The 14,533-nt window shown below is 74.1% G+C and carries 17 protein-coding genes; 9 read left to right on the plus strand and 8 right to left on the minus strand.

What is annotated here, in order from left to right; genetic code table 11:
- The first annotated feature begins 208 nt into the window (after positions 1-208).
- The 5 genes from ONA70_RS00675 to ONA70_RS00695 all read left to right on the plus strand — a co-directional run bounded on the left by ONA70_RS00675 (position 209) and on the right by ONA70_RS00695 (position 4,981).
- Entirely contained in the window at positions 209-1,234 is a 1,026-nt protein-coding gene (locus tag ONA70_RS00675; protein WP_265004314.1) for an aspartate-semialdehyde dehydrogenase, read from the plus strand.
- 140 nt (positions 1,235-1,374) lie between these two features.
- Positions 1,375-1,815, plus strand: a complete 441-nt coding sequence (locus tag ONA70_RS00680; protein WP_265004315.1) for a PPOX class F420-dependent oxidoreductase — start codon at positions 1,375-1,377, stop codon at positions 1,813-1,815.
- A gap of 120 nt (positions 1,816-1,935) precedes the next feature.
- Positions 1,936-2,352, plus strand: coding sequence for a CBS domain-containing protein (locus tag ONA70_RS00685; RefSeq protein WP_265004316.1), 417 nt, complete (start codon positions 1,936-1,938; stop codon positions 2,350-2,352).
- 197 nt (positions 2,353-2,549) lie between these two features.
- A complete protein-coding gene (locus ONA70_RS00690; protein ID WP_265004317.1) occupies positions 2,550-2,921 on the plus strand; it encodes an SCP2 sterol-binding domain-containing protein in 372 nt (123 codons plus the stop codon).
- On the plus strand, positions 2,921-4,981 hold the full coding sequence (locus ONA70_RS00695) for an amylo-alpha-1,6-glucosidase (RefSeq protein WP_265004318.1): 2,061 nt from the start codon (positions 2,921-2,923) through the stop codon (positions 4,979-4,981). Before ONA70_RS00690 ends, ONA70_RS00695 begins: the two co-directional genes overlap by 1 nt.
- Before the next feature lie 50 nt (positions 4,982-5,031).
- Here the strand turns inward: ONA70_RS00695 and ONA70_RS00700 are convergent, their stop codons facing one another.
- Together ONA70_RS00700 and ONA70_RS00705 are read right to left on the minus strand one after the other, a co-directional pair.
- On the minus strand, positions 5,032-5,424 hold the full coding sequence (locus ONA70_RS00700) for a VOC family protein (protein ID WP_265004319.1): 393 nt from the start codon (positions 5,422-5,424) through the stop codon (positions 5,032-5,034).
- A gap of 18 nt (positions 5,425-5,442) precedes the next feature.
- A complete protein-coding gene (locus ONA70_RS00705) occupies positions 5,443-6,084 on the minus strand; it encodes an alpha/beta hydrolase (RefSeq protein ID WP_265004320.1) in 642 nt (213 codons plus the stop codon).
- Positions 6,085-6,205: 121 nt separating this feature from the next.
- Between ONA70_RS00705 and ONA70_RS00710 the strand changes: the two genes are divergently transcribed.
- The 3 genes from ONA70_RS00710 (at position 6,206) to ONA70_RS00720 (ending at position 8,626) form a co-directional block, all read left to right on the plus strand.
- On the plus strand, positions 6,206-6,952 hold the full coding sequence (locus ONA70_RS00710; protein WP_265004321.1) for a lysophospholipid acyltransferase family protein: 747 nt from the start codon (positions 6,206-6,208) through the stop codon (positions 6,950-6,952).
- Between the two features lie 74 nt (positions 6,953-7,026).
- A complete protein-coding gene (locus ONA70_RS00715) occupies positions 7,027-7,692 on the plus strand; it encodes a cysteine hydrolase family protein (protein WP_265004322.1) in 666 nt (221 codons plus the stop codon).
- Between the two features lie 4 nt (positions 7,693-7,696).
- Positions 7,697-8,626, plus strand: a complete 930-nt coding sequence (locus tag ONA70_RS00720) for a GlxA family transcriptional regulator (RefSeq protein WP_265004323.1) — start codon at positions 7,697-7,699, stop codon at positions 8,624-8,626.
- A 22-nt stretch (positions 8,627-8,648) separates the two neighbouring features.
- Here ONA70_RS00720 and ONA70_RS00725 read toward each other — a convergent pair whose 3' ends face one another.
- From ONA70_RS00725 to ONA70_RS00745, 5 genes are all read right to left on the minus strand, one after another.
- A complete protein-coding gene (locus ONA70_RS00725) occupies positions 8,649-9,392 on the minus strand; it encodes a hypothetical protein (protein WP_319956117.1) in 744 nt (247 codons plus the stop codon).
- Positions 9,393-9,465: 73 nt separating this feature from the next.
- A complete protein-coding gene (locus tag ONA70_RS00730; protein WP_265004325.1) occupies positions 9,466-10,182 on the minus strand; it encodes a response regulator in 717 nt (238 codons plus the stop codon).
- The gene (locus tag ONA70_RS00735; RefSeq protein ID WP_406601125.1) at positions 10,152-11,342 is read right to left on the minus strand and encodes a hypothetical protein; all 1,191 of its coding nucleotides are present in this window, start codon (positions 11,340-11,342) and stop codon (positions 10,152-10,154) included. The genes ONA70_RS00730 and ONA70_RS00735 overlap by 31 nt, the downstream gene beginning before the upstream one ends.
- A 13-nt stretch (positions 11,343-11,355) precedes the next feature.
- The gene (locus ONA70_RS00740; protein WP_265004326.1) at positions 11,356-12,531 is read right to left on the minus strand and encodes an ATP-binding protein; all 1,176 of its coding nucleotides are present in this window, start codon (positions 12,529-12,531) and stop codon (positions 11,356-11,358) included.
- A gap of 166 nt (positions 12,532-12,697) precedes the next feature.
- On the minus strand, positions 12,698-13,510 hold the full coding sequence (locus tag ONA70_RS00745) for a class I SAM-dependent methyltransferase (RefSeq protein WP_265004327.1): 813 nt from the start codon (positions 13,508-13,510) through the stop codon (positions 12,698-12,700).
- 79 nt (positions 13,511-13,589) lie between these two features.
- On the opposite strand from ONA70_RS00745, the gene ONA70_RS00750 reads away from it, so the two are divergent.
- A complete protein-coding gene (locus ONA70_RS00750) occupies positions 13,590-14,039 on the plus strand; it encodes an Rv0361 family membrane protein (protein WP_265004328.1) in 450 nt (149 codons plus the stop codon).
- 45 nt (positions 14,040-14,084) lie between these two features.
- On the opposite strand, the gene ONA70_RS00755 is transcribed toward ONA70_RS00750, so the two are convergent.
- Positions 14,085-14,492: an SgcJ/EcaC family oxidoreductase gene (locus ONA70_RS00755; RefSeq protein ID WP_265004329.1), complete on the minus strand. Its 408-nt coding sequence runs from the start codon at positions 14,490-14,492 to the stop codon at positions 14,085-14,087.
- Between the last annotated feature and the right edge of the window lie 41 nt (positions 14,493-14,533).

The raw sequence follows: 14,533 nt of genomic DNA on the forward strand, positions 1-14,533 counted from the left end.
GCTTCCCCGGCTGCTGGCCGTCGGCTCGGGGGCGCGGATGCTCCGGCTGGCAGCCCCCGCGACGGGCGAATCTTCGCCGGTGGTGCGCTGATCGGCGGGATCGTTGCGGGTGAGGGCCTGGCCGGGGGCGGTGCGGCGGCCGGGCGGTGGGCCCGTGCGGTGGGAAAGCCTTCCCGGTCGGGCCGCCCGGCTGGGTAGCCTCGCGGGCATGAGGATCGGCATTGTGGGGGCCACCGGCCAGGTCGGTGGCGTGATGCGGCAGGTGCTGGCGGAGCGCGACTTCCCGGCGGAACAGGTGCGGTTGTTCGCCTCGGCGCGGTCGGCCGGTCGCACGCTGGCCTGGCGGGACGGCGACGTGACCGTCGAGGACGCGGCCACCGCGGACTACCGGGGCCTGGACATCGTGCTCTTCTCAGCGGGCAAGGGCACGGCGAAGGAACTGGCCCCCCGGGTCGCCGAGGCCGGCGCGGTGGTCATCGACAACTCGTCCGCGTTCCGGATGGACCCGCAGGTCCCGCTGGTGGTCGCCGAGGTCAACCCGCACGCCATCGCCGACCGGCCGAAGGGCATCGTGGCCAACCCGAACTGCACCACCATGGCCGCCATGCCGGTGCTGCGCCCGCTGCACCAGGAGGCCGAGCTGGTCAGCCTGGTCGTCGCGACGTACCAGGCGGTGTCCGGCGCCGGGCTGGCCGGCGTGGCCGAGCTGGACGAGCAGGTCCGCAAGGTGGCCGAGCACGCCAGCGGGCTCACCTTCGACGGGTCGGCCGTGGAGTTCCCCGCACCGCGCTCGTTCGCCCGCCCGATCGCGTTCAACGTGCTCCCGCTCGCCGGCTCGATCGTTGACGACGGCTCGTTCGAGACCGACGAGGAGCAGAAGCTGCGCAACGAGAGCCGCAAGATCCTGGAGATCCCCGGGCTGAAGGTCTCCGGCACCTGCGTGCGGGTGCCGGTCTTCACCGGCCACTCGCTCCAGATCAACGCGCGCTTCGCCCGGCCGGTCAGCCCGGCCCGGGCGCGGGAGCTGCTGGACGGCGCGCCGGGCGTGGCGCTGTCCGACGTGCCGACCCCGCTGCAGGCGGCCGGCCAGGACCCCACGTACGTCGGGCGGATCCGCGCCGACGAGACCGTCGAGCACGGCCTGGCCCTGTTCTGCGCCAACGACAACCTGCGCAAGGGCGCGGCCCTCAACGCCGTGCAGCTGGCCGAGCTGGTCGCCGCCGAGCGCCGCTGACCCCGCCCGGCGCCGTCGATCTTGCACTTCCGGTTGCCGTTCTGCGGCATTTATGCCATGTGCCGGCACCAACAGTGCAAGATCGGCGATGCTGCGGTGGGATGGAGGCGATCGGGGACGTATCGACGTGGGAGGCCGGCATGGCGGACGAGCAGACCCAGCGGGCACTGACCGACCTCATCGCGAGCCGCTGGCTCGGCGTGCTCGCCACCCTCAAACGCGACGGCCGGCCCCAGTTGTCCAACGTGGTCTACGCGTTCGACCGGGAACGTGGCCTGATCCGGATCTCGATCACCGACGGGCGGGCCAAGACCGCCAACCTGCGCCGCGACCCCCGGGCCAGCTTCCACGTCAGCAGCACGGACGGCTGGGCGTACGCGGTGGCCGAGGCGCGGGCCGAGCTGACTCCGGTGGCGCAGCGGCCGGACGATCCGACCGTCGAGGAACTGGTCGGGCTCTACCGGGCGGTGCAGGGCGAACACCCGGACTGGGACGATTTCCGGCAGGCCATGGTCGCCGAGCGGCGGCTCGTGCTGCGGCTGCACGTCGAGCGGGTCTACGGGATGCCGCCGCGCGGTTGACCCGCCGGCAACGGCTCCGACGACCTGCGGCACCGGCTGCGCCATCACCGGTGACCCCGGCCGGTTACCCCGACCCGGGCGGCGGGTAGACCGCGGTGCCGACACCGAGAGGGGAGCACCATGACAACGGTCGGAGAGTTCATGACGACCCGGTTGGTGACGATGGACGGCAACGACACCCTCACCGCCGCAGCGCAGGAGATGCGCGACAGCGCCATCGGCGACGTGGTGGTGACCGACGGCGACAACGTGGTCGGCATCGTCACGGACCGGGACATCACGGTCCGCGGCATCGCCGAGAACATGGACCCGAACACCACCCGGCTCAACCAGATCACCAGCAAGGACGTGGTGACGGTGAGCCAGTACGACGACGCGGTCGCCGCCGCCGACCTGATGCGCACGTACGCCGTCCGCCGGCTGCCGGTGATCGACGACGGCCGCCTGGTGGGGCTGGTCTCGATGGGCGACCTCGCCGTGGAGCGGGAACCCCAGTCGGTGCTCGCCGACATCAGCGCCGACGAACCCAACAACTGAGCTGTCCGCCGCGGTGTTGCCGGCCCCCGGTTGCGGGGGTCGGCGTTCGCGTCCACTCAGCCCGGCTCGATGAGCAGCCCTACGTCGTTCACGCCCCGGGGGCGTGACTCACCCGAACCGGGCGAGGTTGACGCCGTACCCGGCGGGGACCCCTCCTCGGACGCCGCACGCCGCGCAGCGCGGGAGGAGTGGAACCGATGGTGGACGCGACCACGAGGTTCTTCGAGGACCTCGACCGGCGGGGATTCGAGCCCCTGTTGGCGAAGACCGCTGGAACGCTGCGTTTCGACCTGCACGAGGGGGCGCAGACGACGCACTGGCTGCTGCAGATCGACCGGGGCAACCTCCAGGTCCGGCAGGAGGACCGGGAGGCCGACACGGTGGTGGGGACCGCTCCGCGGCTCTTCGGTGAGCTGGTCACCGGCCAGGAGAACGCCATCGCGGCCCTCCTGCGGGGCGACATGACCGTGTCGGGCGACCTGCGGCTGGTGCTCCAGATCGAACGGCTCTTCCCCGGCCCGCCGGACACCCGGGGGCCGCACCACCCGTTCCGGACGGAGGCGTTCTGATGGCCGACACCAACACCGTCCGGATCCTCGACGGCAACACCTTCGTGGTCTCCGAGGACACCGGCGACATCGAGGCCACCCCGACCGAGCCGACCGGCCTCTTCTCCATCGACACCCGCTTCCTGTCCCGCTGGGTGCTGACCGTCAACGGCGAGCGGCTCAACGCCCTCTCGTACGACGACCTCCAGTACTACGAGGCCCGGTTCTTCCTGGTGCCCGGCATGGCCACCCACTACGTCGACGCCAAGCTGTCGATCATCCGGGAGCGGGCGGTCGGCGGCAGCTTCCGCGAGACGCTGACCATCCTCAACCACGACGAGAAGGCGGTGGACCTGGAAATACGGATGGAGGCGGGCTCCGACTTCGCCGACCTCTTCCAGGTCAAGGACGAGATCCTGAACAAGAAGGGCGAGATCTACGCCGAGGCGGAGCGGGACCGGCTGCGGCTGGGCTACCGACGTGGGAACTTCCGGCGGGAGACGATCATCTCCTCGTCCCAGCCGGCCCGGTACGACCGCGGCGGCTTCGCCTACACCATCCATCTGGAACCGAACGAGCAGTGGGACACCGCCATCGACGTGCAGACCGTCGCCATCGGCCCGGGCGGCCGGGACCTGCGGATGGGACTGCGCGCGCACGGCATCGAGCGGGTGGCCCTCCAGCGGGACCTCGAGGAGTGGATCCGCAAGGCGCCCAAGGTGAACAGCGAGCACGGCCAGGTGTGCTCGACGTACCGGCGCAGCCTGGTCGACCTGGCGGCGTTGCGGTTCTCGCCGCTCTCCCTCGGTGGGCAGACGCTGCCGGCCGCCGGCCTGCCCTGGTTCATGACCATGTTCGGCCGGGACAGCATCCTCACCTGTCTCCAGGTGCTGCCGTTCGCGCCGGACATGTCCAAGACCACGCTGCGGATCCTCGGCGCGTTGCAGGGCACCCGGTTCGACGACTTCCGCGACGAGGACCCGGGCCGCATCCTGCACGAGATGCGGTACGGCGAGACGGCCGCCTTCGAGGAGCAGCCGCACTCGCCGTACTACGGCTCGGTGGACGCCACGCCGCTGTTCGTGGTGCTGCTCGACGAGTACGAGAAGTGGACCGGCGACGTGGCGTTGGTCAAGGAGCTGGAACGGGAGTGCCGGGCGGCGCTGCACTGGGTCGACCACTACGCCGACCTGGTGGGTAACGGCTACATCTGGTACGAGCGCCGGAACACCGACACCGGCCTGGAGAACCAGTGCTGGAAGGACTCCTGGGACTCCATCTCGTACTCCGACGGCACGCTGCCGCCGTTCCCCCGGGCCACCTGCGAGGTGCAGGGGTACGCGTACGACGCGAAGATGCGGGCCGCCCGGCTGGCCCGGGAGTTCTGGGACGACCCAACGTACGCCGACCAGCTGGAACGGGAGGCCGCGGCGCTCAAGGAGCGGTTCAACCGGGACTGGTGGGTGCCGGGCGGCGGGTTCTACGCCCTTGGCCTCGACCCGAACGGCCGGCAGTGCGACGTGCTCAGCTCCAACATCGGGCACCTGCTGTGGAGCGGCATCGTCGACGAGGACCGGGCGGGGCAGATCGCCGCGCATCTGGTCGGGCCCCGGCTCTGGTCCGGCTGGGGGGTGCGGACCCTGGCCGAGGGCGAGGTCCGGTACAACCCGATCGGCTACCACAACGGCACGATCTGGCCGTTCGACAACTCCTTCATCGCCTGGGGCCTGCGCCGGTACGGCTTCGCCGAGGAGGCCGCCACCATCGCCAACGGCATCCTGGACGCGGCAGGGTACTTCGACGGCCGGCTGCCGGAGGCGTTCGGCGGCTACCAGCGGGAGCTGACCAAGTTCCCGGTGGAGTATCCGACCGCGTGCAGCCCGCAGGCCTGGTCGACGGGGACCCCGCTGCTGCTGCTCCGGACCATGCTGGGGCTGGAGCCGCACGAGGGCCACCTGGCGGTCGACCCGCGGCTGCCGGTGGGCATGGGCCGGATCGAGGTGCTGGACATCCCGGGCCGGTGGGGCCGGGTGGACGCCTTCGCCCGGGGCCGGCTCGACCTGCACAACCTGGCCGGCTGAGGCGGACGTTGCGGGGCGCCGCCGACCAGTGGTCGGCGGCGCCCCGGTGTTCAGTGCCCGGCCAGCAGCGGGTCGGCGTGCGCCTCGGTCCGGGGGAGCAGGCAGAACTCGTTCCCCTCCGGGTCGGCCAGCACCGTCCACCGGGGCAGCTCCCGGACCACGGTCGCGCCCGCCTCCAGCACGGCGGCCCGCTCCTCGGCGTCTCCGACCAGGTCGAGGTGGAGCCGGCCGGGGGTGGGCAGGTCGTCGGCGGGGCTGATCCAGATGTCGGGCCGGTGGCCGGCGGGGTCCCGCAGCAGCACCGCCTCGGTCGGGGCGAGCGAGCGCTCGGCCAGCTTCACCCGGTCCTCCCGGACCACGGGCAACCCGGTCACCGTGCTCCAGAACGGGGCGAGCAGGTACGGGTCGCGGCAGTGGATGACGATCGCGGCGAGGTCGGGCATGCGTTGACCGTAGTCGGCTCAGCCGGGCGGCAGGACGGTGTCCAGGAACGCGGCGGTGACCGCCCGGATGTCCGGCCGGGCCAGGTCGAGGGCGTGCCCGCCGTGGGTGAGCCAGGCGTGCGTCGGGTGCCCGGCGGCGAGCAGCCGGCGCGCGAGGTCGACCGACTGGCCGGCGGGCACCGCGGCGTCCTCCTGGCCGTGCACCAGCAGCACCGGCACGCCGGCGCCGAGGTGGGTGGCGACGGTCGCGTCGACGGTGGCGGGATCTGCCGCGGCGGGCGGGTGGCCGAGCAGGTCGGTCCACGGGTCGTCGTGAGCGCGTCGCCGCCGGAACTCCGGGTCGAGCGGGTCGACCGGCGGCCAGTACGCCAGTGCCGCCGCCACGTCGCCCGGCCGGTCCACCCCGCGCAGCGCGAGGTGCAGGGCCAGCATCCCGCCGGCCGAGTCACCCCCGACCAGCAGCGGCAGGCCGTCCGCCCGGGCCGTCCGGGCCGCCTCGCGTACGTCGTCGAACTGGGCCGGCCAGCGGGCCTCGGCCGCGAACCGGTAGGTGGCCGCCACCACCCGCAGCCCGAGCGGGGCGAGCGCCGCCCCGTCCTCGGCCGACCGGGCCCGCCAGCCGCCGCCGTGGATCCAGAGCAGCACGCCGCGTTCAGTCACCCCGCCATGGTGCCCGCTCCCGGCCGGCCCGGCGAGCCGGCTCTGCCGAGGGCAGATCCAGGTGTCGGACGGCGTCGCTCGCCCCTACGGTCGCGTAACCTACTCGCGGTAAAGTTGCCGCATGCCGGAACTCGTGTACCCGCCCGTGATCGTCACCGCCAAGGCAATGTTCCGGCTGCTGGACCTACGGCTGACCGTCGAGGGCAGCCACCACGTGCCGCGTACCGGCGGTGCGGTGCTGGCCAGCAACCACGTCAGCTACCTGGACTTCATCTTCTGCGGGTACGGGGCGGTCGAGTCCCGCCGGCTGGTCCGGTTCATGGCCAAGGACTCTGTCTTCCGGCACCGGGTCTCCGGCCCGCTGATGCGCGGCATGAAGCACATCCCGGTGAACCGCGCGGCCGGGGCCGGGTCGTACGCCACGGCGGTGAGCGCGCTGCGCCGCGGCGAGGTCGTCGGCGTCTTCCCCGAGGCGACCATCAGCCGCTCCTTCACGGTCAAGGGACTCAAGAACGGCGCCGCCCGGATGGCCCAGGAGGCCGCCGTGCCGCTGCTGCCGGTCGCGCTCTGGGGCACCCAGCGGCTCTGGACCAAGGGCCGGCCGCGCACCCTGACCCGCCGGCACACGCCGATCACCGTCCTGATCGGCGAGCCGCTGGACCCGGCCGGGTACGCCGACGCGAACGCCCTGACCGCCGAGCTGAGGAGCCGGCTCGCCGCGCTGGTGGACCGGGCCCAGCGGGAGTACCCGGAGCAGCCCGCCGGCCCGGAGGACGCCTGGTGGCAGCCGGCACACCTCGGCGGCACCGCGCCCACCCCGGCCGAGGCCGCGGAGCTGGACCGCCCCGGCCGCCGCGCCGCCTCCTGACCTGGCCGGATCGTTCCGCATCCGGGCCTGATGGTGCCTGCCGCCCCGGCGTCCGGCCGGCCAGGATCGAGACCATGAGCAGAGCAGCACTCGTCGTCATCGACGTCCAGGAGTCCTTCCGGCAGCGCCCGATCTGGGCGTACGCCTCCCAGCCCGAGATCGTCGACCAGGTCAACCGTCTGGTCGAGGCGGCCCGGCTCCGGGGCGACCTGGTGGTCTGGGTCCTGCACGCCGAGCCGGGCAGCGGTGGCGTCTTCGACCCGGCCAGCGGGCACGTCCGGCCGATCGAGGGCCTGGTCCCGGCCGCCGGGGAGCCGACGCTGGTGAAGACCTCGCACAACGCCTTCACCACCACCAACCTCCAGCAGATCCTGACCCTCGCCGGGATCCGGGAGCTCACCGTCTGCGGCATCCGCACCGAGCAGTGTGTGGAGACCACCACCCGGGTGGGCGCCGACCTCGGTTACGAGATGACCTTCGTGACCGACGCGACGGTCACCTTCCCCATTCCGCACCGGGACCTGCCGGCCGACGCCACCCTGGAGCAGATCCTCGCCGACCCGCGCACCCTGTCCACCGAGCAGATCGTCACCCGCACCGAGTACGCCCTGGCCGGCCGGTTCGCCACCGTGCGTACCGTCGCCGAGGTCGTGCGACAACTCCAGGTCGGCGCGTCTGACGCCGCGCCGGGACCTGGAGCCGTCGCGGGAACCGTCGCCGCGGTCCCGGTCGGAGCCTGACCCCGTGACCCGGGTCGTCTTCCTGCTGGTTCCGCAGGTGCACCTGCTGGACCTCGCCGGTCCGGCCCAGGTCTTCTCCACCGCCGCCGACCTCGGGTACGACTACTCGCTGCACTACGTCGCCGCCACGGGCGAGGTGCCGACCGTGCAGGGGGTGACCCTGCGGGCCGACACCGACTGGCCGGCGCTGGACCGCGACGACCTGGTGGTCGTACCGGGGTGGCGGGTGTCGGCGCACAGCCCGGCGGGGCCGGTCGGCTGGGACGACCTGCGGCGGCTGGCCGACCATCACGCCGCCGGCGGCACCGTGGCCAGCGTCTGCGCCGGGGCGTTCGCGCTCGGCCGGGCCGGCCTGCTCGACGGGCGACGCTGCACCACCCACCACGAGGTGCAGGACGAGTTGGCCCGGCGGCACCCGGCGGCCCGGGTGGTCCGGGACGTGCTCTACGTGGTCGACGATCGGGTGGTCAGCTCGGCCGGCATCGCCAGCGGGATCGACGTGGCGCTGCATTTGGTGGCCACCCGGCACGGCCCGGCAGCGGCCGCCCGGATCGCCCGTGCCCTTGTCGTCTACGCCCGGCGCAACGGCCACGAGCAGCAGGCCAGCGCGATGATGCGGCACCGCTCGCACCTGTCCGACGCGGTGCACCGGGCACAGGATCTGATCGACGCCCGGTACGCCGAACCGCTGCCGCTGGCCGAGCTGGCCGCCGCCTGCGGCGTGGCCGATCGCACGCTGAGCCGGCTGTTCCGGCAGGCCACCGGGCTGACCCCGCTCGGCTACCAGCAGCTGCTGCGGGTGGAGCGGGCCGAGCACCTGATCGGGCACGGCACCACCGTGGAGGCCGCCGCCCGGGCGGTGGGCTTCACCGACGCCCGGATGCTGCGCCGGCTGCGCGCCCGCGCCCGGCCGGCCCCGGCGCTCGCCGGCTGACCGTGCCGTCGGACGGCACCGGTCAGCAGGCCGAGCCCGGACGGCCCTGCGCCGGGGACGCCCGGCGCGGCCAGTCGAACGTCTCCTCGTCGGCTGGCCGGTAGTAGTCGTCCCGGGACAGGAACTCCACCGGCAGCGAACCCGGCAGCGTCACCGCGCCCCGAGGCGCGCCCGGCACTCCGGCGACCCGCAGCAGCAGGGTGTCCCGCTCCGGCGGGGAGAGATCCACCAGTTCCGGGTGGACCAGCCGGAACGTGGCCACCGAGCGGCGTACCTGCCGGGCCAGCGCGGTGACCAGGGCGGTCGGGCCGCCCAGGGCGAGCGCAGGCTGCCGGATGGTGCGCAGCGCGTCGCAGACCACCAGCAGCTCGACCTCGCCGTTCGGGCCGTCGGCGAGCTCGATCCGGGACGGCCACTGCCAACGGATCTGTCCGCTGACCAGGCGGGACAGCCGGACCGGGCGCCGGTGCCGGGCGCCCGTCCGGCCGTCCCGCCTGGAGACCAGGGACAACTCGGAGCCGGTGCAGACGTACGCGAGCCGCCGGTCGGTGACGGTCACCGTCGCCGGGTCGGGGAGGCTCCAGGCCCGGGCGCTCTCGGTGGGGCCGAGCAGGTGCCCGGCCAGCCGGAGCCGGTGCTGCCCGAGTACCTGCTCACCCGGTTCGGGGACCAGGGCGTATCGCCGGTCGAGCACGGGACGGGCCGCGTCGTCATCCGCGTCGAAGCGGTGCGGCCCGATGAAGAAGGGAGCGGCGTCCTCCTGCACGGTCACGACCTCCCGGTGGACAGTTGCGGTAGGTACAGCGTGACCCACACCACAATGGCTGTCATGACGGCCGTTAGGGGGTCGGCCGGTCGGTCTGTGCCTGTGACCGGTAGATGCCGATCTCCTCCGGCCGGACGAGCCCGTCCTCGATCGCCCGGGCGAGCAGGGCCGCCTTGGTGGCGGCCGGTCGACCCGCCCGGGTGTACTTGATCCGCGCCCGGTCCACGTACTGCTTGACGGTGTGCTCGCTGATCCGCATCCGGCGGGCCACCGACGCCTTCGACATGGACTGGAACCACAGCAGCAGGGCCTCGCGTTCCTTGTCCGACAGCGCCGGCCGGTCCGGGCGGGGATCGCCCACCATCGCCCCGGCCAACGCGGGCGTCACGTACGGCCGGTCGGTCGCCGCCGCCAGCACGGTCGCCACGCAGTGCTCGCGTCCCTCGTGTTTGGCGAGGAACGCCACCGCCCCGGCGTCCAGTGCGGCGAGCATGGTGTCCGGGTCGGTGTGTTCGGAGTAGACCACCACCCGGAGCCCGGCGGCGCTCAGCTCGGCCAGCTTGTCGAGCACCATCCGCCCGTGCAGCCGCAGGTCGAGCAGGACGACGTCGGCGCCCGGCGCGAGCCGCAGCACCTCGTCGGGATCGTCCCCGGTGGCCAGTACCCGCAGCCGTGGCTCGCGGACCAGCCAGGCGCGTACGCCGTCGATCACCACCGGATGGTCGTCCACGATCGCCACGCCGAACGGCCGCCCGCCGGTCACGTCCTCCGCCACCAGGTCTGCGTCCATCTGATCTCCCCGTCCCGATCGTGCACGTGTTCCACCGGCCCGTTTCCGTCGACCACCGGCGGGCCGGTGGCGTCCGCGCCGTCGTGGTCAGGGGTGACCAGGCTGACCACCACCTCGTCCGGCCCGGCGACGACGGTCAGTCGGGCGTGGCCGCGGGCGTCGGCGAGCGCCGCGGTGAGCGGGTCGGCGAGCCGCCGGCGTACCTCGACGGGCAGCTCCGGCGGGGTGCCGACGACGACGAGTTCGATCGGCAGTCCGTTCCGTTCCGCCAGGTCGGCGGCGGCCCGCAGTTCGTGCAGCAGCGGATCCGGCACGTCGTCGGACTCGGCGATGAGTCGCCGCAGCCGGGCCGCGGCCAGCACGCAGCGGCGGCGTACCTCGGGGTCGGCCGGGTCGGCGTCGCCGGCGGCGAGGGCCGCGAGCACCTCCTCGGCGGCGCCGCCGGCCCGCACGAGGCGGTCCCGCCGGTCCCGCCGGGCACGTTCCGCCGCCTCCCGTTCCGCCTCGACGGCCAGGACCGCCGCGGCGGTGCGGGCCCGGTCCAGGGCCAGCGCGGCGATCGCCGCCGCGCCGACGAAGACCGCCACCGGCAGCGAGGAGGTGCCGTAGACGGACATCGCGTACCGGGTGAGGTCGGCGCCGGAGGCGAGCACCGCGCCGAGCGCGATCGCCGCGTGGGCGCCGAGCAGCGCGAGCAGCCACCACACCGGCCGCCGCCAGAGCACCAGCAGGAAGAACCAGACCAGTCCGCCCCACACCCAGTTCGCCGAGGTGAACAGGTACCGTTCGCCGGCCGCCGCGACGACCGCCGCGTCGACCAGGAGGAGCACCGCGGCCAGCCGGCGGGCCGGGGGCAGCCCGCCGTGCAGCAGGCGTACGGCGGCCCAGACGCCGATCGCGGCGGTCACCAGCCAGCCGACCGCGACCACCGGCGGCGCGGCCATCCCCGGCCCCACCCCGAGCACCGCCGGCAGGCTGATGGTCAGGTGCCAGGCCACCGCGATGATGACCGCCGCGATCCGAGCACCCAGGTCGGAGGCGTGGGCGACGGCGTTCGCCGCCGATCCGTCCACCGGCCGGTCGGCCACGGCGCGGCTGGGGTCCGGCGCCCGGGGCCGGCGGGCCGGCCCGGCGGCCGGGCCGGGCGCGGTGGCGGTCAGCGCCGTACCGGACTCAGTCGACACTTGGCCACTCCAGCAGAACTCGGGTGCCGGCGCCAGAGGCCGAGGTCACCTCTGCCCGGCCGCCCACCGTGGACATCCGCCCGTGGATCGACTCGCGCAGCCCGTACCGGTGGGCCGGGACCGTGGCCGGGTCGAAGCCGGGACCGTCGTCGACCACCTCGACCACGACGGCGTCCCCGACCCGGGCCAGCCGCAGCGTGACGGACGCGCCCGGCGCGTGCCGGGCCACGTTCGCCAGGGCGGCGGCCGCGCTGTCGGCGAGCGCCGTGGCCACCTCCGCCGGCACCGCGCACGGCGCCAGCGCCGCGGCCACCGGCAGCTCCGGCATCCGGGCGAGGACCGTCCGCAGCCGGTCGTCCAGTGCCGGGCCGGCCGGCGGCGCCGAGCGCGCGTCGGCCAGGGTGGCGAGGGTATCCAGGTCCGCCGCGCACCGCTCGCGCAACGCGGTCGACGGGCCGGACACCGCGCCGAGCCCGACCATGGTCAGCGTGGCCAGCACCGTGTCGTGCAGGTCCCGGTTCTGCCGCCGTTCGGCCTCGCGGGCGGTCCGCGCCAGCACCGCCTGCCGGGCCAGCCGCTGGTAGTCAGCGAAGGCGGCGTCCGCCCGCCCGATCCGGCGGCGCATCACCGCGGTCATCGCCGCCGCGCACCCGGTCTGCACCAGCAGGGTGGCCGCGTGCGCCCGCGCCTCGACCGGGTTGCCAGCGGCGGCCGCGCCCCCGATGTACCCGGCGGTGACCAGCAGCCCGGCCGGAACCGACCAGCGGGCCGGTGCGGTGGCCTGGGCGTTGATCACCGTGGTGCTGGCCAGCACCGCGATCCAGCTCGCCCCGCCGGGCAGCACCTCCGGGGCGACCAGCCCGGGGATCGCCACCGCGGCGAGGGTGGTGAGCGTGACGTCGCCGGCCACCAGGGCGGGGCCGATACCGTTGCGCAGCGCACGGACCGCGTACCAGACGGACCACGCGGTGAGCGCGACGACCACCGGCACGAGGAGCGCCACCCGCACGGGCGGGGTACGCACCGCCAGGGCCACCACCGCGCCGACCAGGCCGCAGGTCAGCCGCAGCAGCGCCGGCAGGGTGGTGAAGATCAGGGTGAACGCGTCGCCGGCCGGCCGGTCCAGCGGACTCGGCGGCGAGGTCGTGGCGGCTACGGCCGGCATCGGGGGAGGTGTCCTTCCCGGCAGCGACCCGGTCGGGTCCGCGCGGCCTAGATCGACGTCGGAGAATAACATGCTCGACCGCAATTGGTCACCCTCGGTGCGCGGCACGTCGCTGGCGAAAAGAGGGGGCCCCTTGTTCGCGCCTGGCGTTGTACAGGGCCCCCTCCTAACACCGGTCAGCCGTGCCTGCGACCGCGAGCAGGTGCGCGCTGGCGCCGAGCACCGCGGGGTCCTGCTCGAAGGTCTCGGCGCAGGCCACCGCGTCCGCGAAGAGTCGGTCGTCCGCGGCGGTGTCGAGCGCGTTCAGCAACGGCCAGAGGGGACCCTCCACCCCGTACAGGGCCGGCGTCGGCAGGCCCGCCGCGGTGAACTCCGCGACCACCTCCTCGGGTCGGTGGAAGTACGCGGTGGTGAAGCCGGTCTCCGGGTCGTTCACCCCGGTCTCGTACGCCCGGCGCAGCAGTCGCCAGCTGCGCTCGTCCACCCGTCCCTGCGCGGTCAGGTCGATCAGGGCCGCGTTGCGGCTGATCACCGCCGCGACCACCGGGCCGCCCGGCCGGGTGAGCCGGGCTGCCTCGCGCAGCGCGGTCACCCGGTCCGCCTGCCCGGTCAGGTGGTAGAGCGGGCCGAGCAGCAGGGTCGCGTCGACCGAGTCGTCGGGCAGCGGCAGGTCGCGGGCGTCCCCCACGGTCGCGGTGAGCCGCGGGCACCCGGCCCGGGCGGCTGCCACGTGCGCCGGCACCAGGTCGACCAGGTGCACCCGGTGACCGGCGGCGGCCAGCCAGCCCGCGTACGCGCCGGGGCCCCCGCCGACGTCGAGCACGGACGCCGGCGGTGCGGGCAGCAGCCGGGCGAGCAGGTCCCGGGTACGCCTCGCCTCCAGCCGGCCCTGCGGGGTCCGGTGCAACCGGTCCGCCTCGGCGAAGACCTCGGTGTAGTAACGCTGGATGTCCGGCTCCGCCGGTCGATGCTGCGGCATCCGTCGATGGTGGACGAGCCGGCCCGCCCGGATCATCTCCTTTACCGGCGGGCTGGCGTCCGCCTTCTACCCTCCGGGCATGACGTACCAGCCGGTCATGGTGCCGCCGCCCAGGAAGTCGAACACGACGAAGATCGTGCTCAGCGTCGTCGGTGTGGTGCTCGCGCTCTGCTGCCTGGGCGGCGTCATCGGCGGCTTCGCCCTTTACCACGCGGTGCAGGAGGCCACCGGCCCGGCGCGGACCACCGTGGACGCCTACGCCGGCGCCCTGGTCGCCCGCGACTACCCGACCGCGTACGGGCAGCTCTGCCGCCCGGTGCGCGACCGGGTCAGCCCGGACGAGTTCGTCCGTCAGCAGTCCGCCCGGCCGGCGCTGACCGGCTACGAGATCGTCGGCCTGAACGTCAGCAACAACAACGGGCAGGTGCGCGGGTCGGCGAGCGTCCGCTTCAGCCCGCAGGGCGGCACCGCCGAGACCCAGGTGTACCCGCTGGTCATGGAGGACGGGAGCTGGCGAATCTGCGAGTGACCCGGTCCGGCCGCCCGATCCGTCGCCAGGCGGCCGGAGCGCCGGTCAGGCCGGGCAGTTGTGGTATGCCTCGACCCGCCACCCGGCGTCGCCGCGGGACAGCACCCAGGTCGCCCGGCGGCACCGGTCGGCGGGGAGCGTCTCCTCGCCGGGCAGCAGGAAGCCGCTGCGGCTCACCACCACCGCCGTGTCGCCCCCGACGATCCGGACGCGCTCCGGCTCGTCGATCGACGTCGAGCCCCGCAGCGGGCCGGCGAACGCCCCAGCCAGGTACCGGCGCATCTCCGCCCGGCCCTGGTGGAACACCCCGCCGGGGAGCACCACGGTGGCGTCCTCGGCGTACCGGTCGGCGAACGCGTCGGCGTCGCCCGCCGCCCAGGCCGCGACGAGAGCGTGCAGCACCTCGCGTACCTTCCGTTCGGCGCGGGTGTCGATGGTCGCGGTGTCGGTCATGATCGTCTCCTCCTGATCGGGAACCTCGCCGGTACCTACTC

Origin of the sequence: Micromonospora yasonensis (genome assembly GCF_026013475.1) — a bacterium.
GTDB lineage: Bacteria > Actinomycetota > Actinomycetes > Mycobacteriales > Micromonosporaceae > Micromonospora > Micromonospora yasonensis.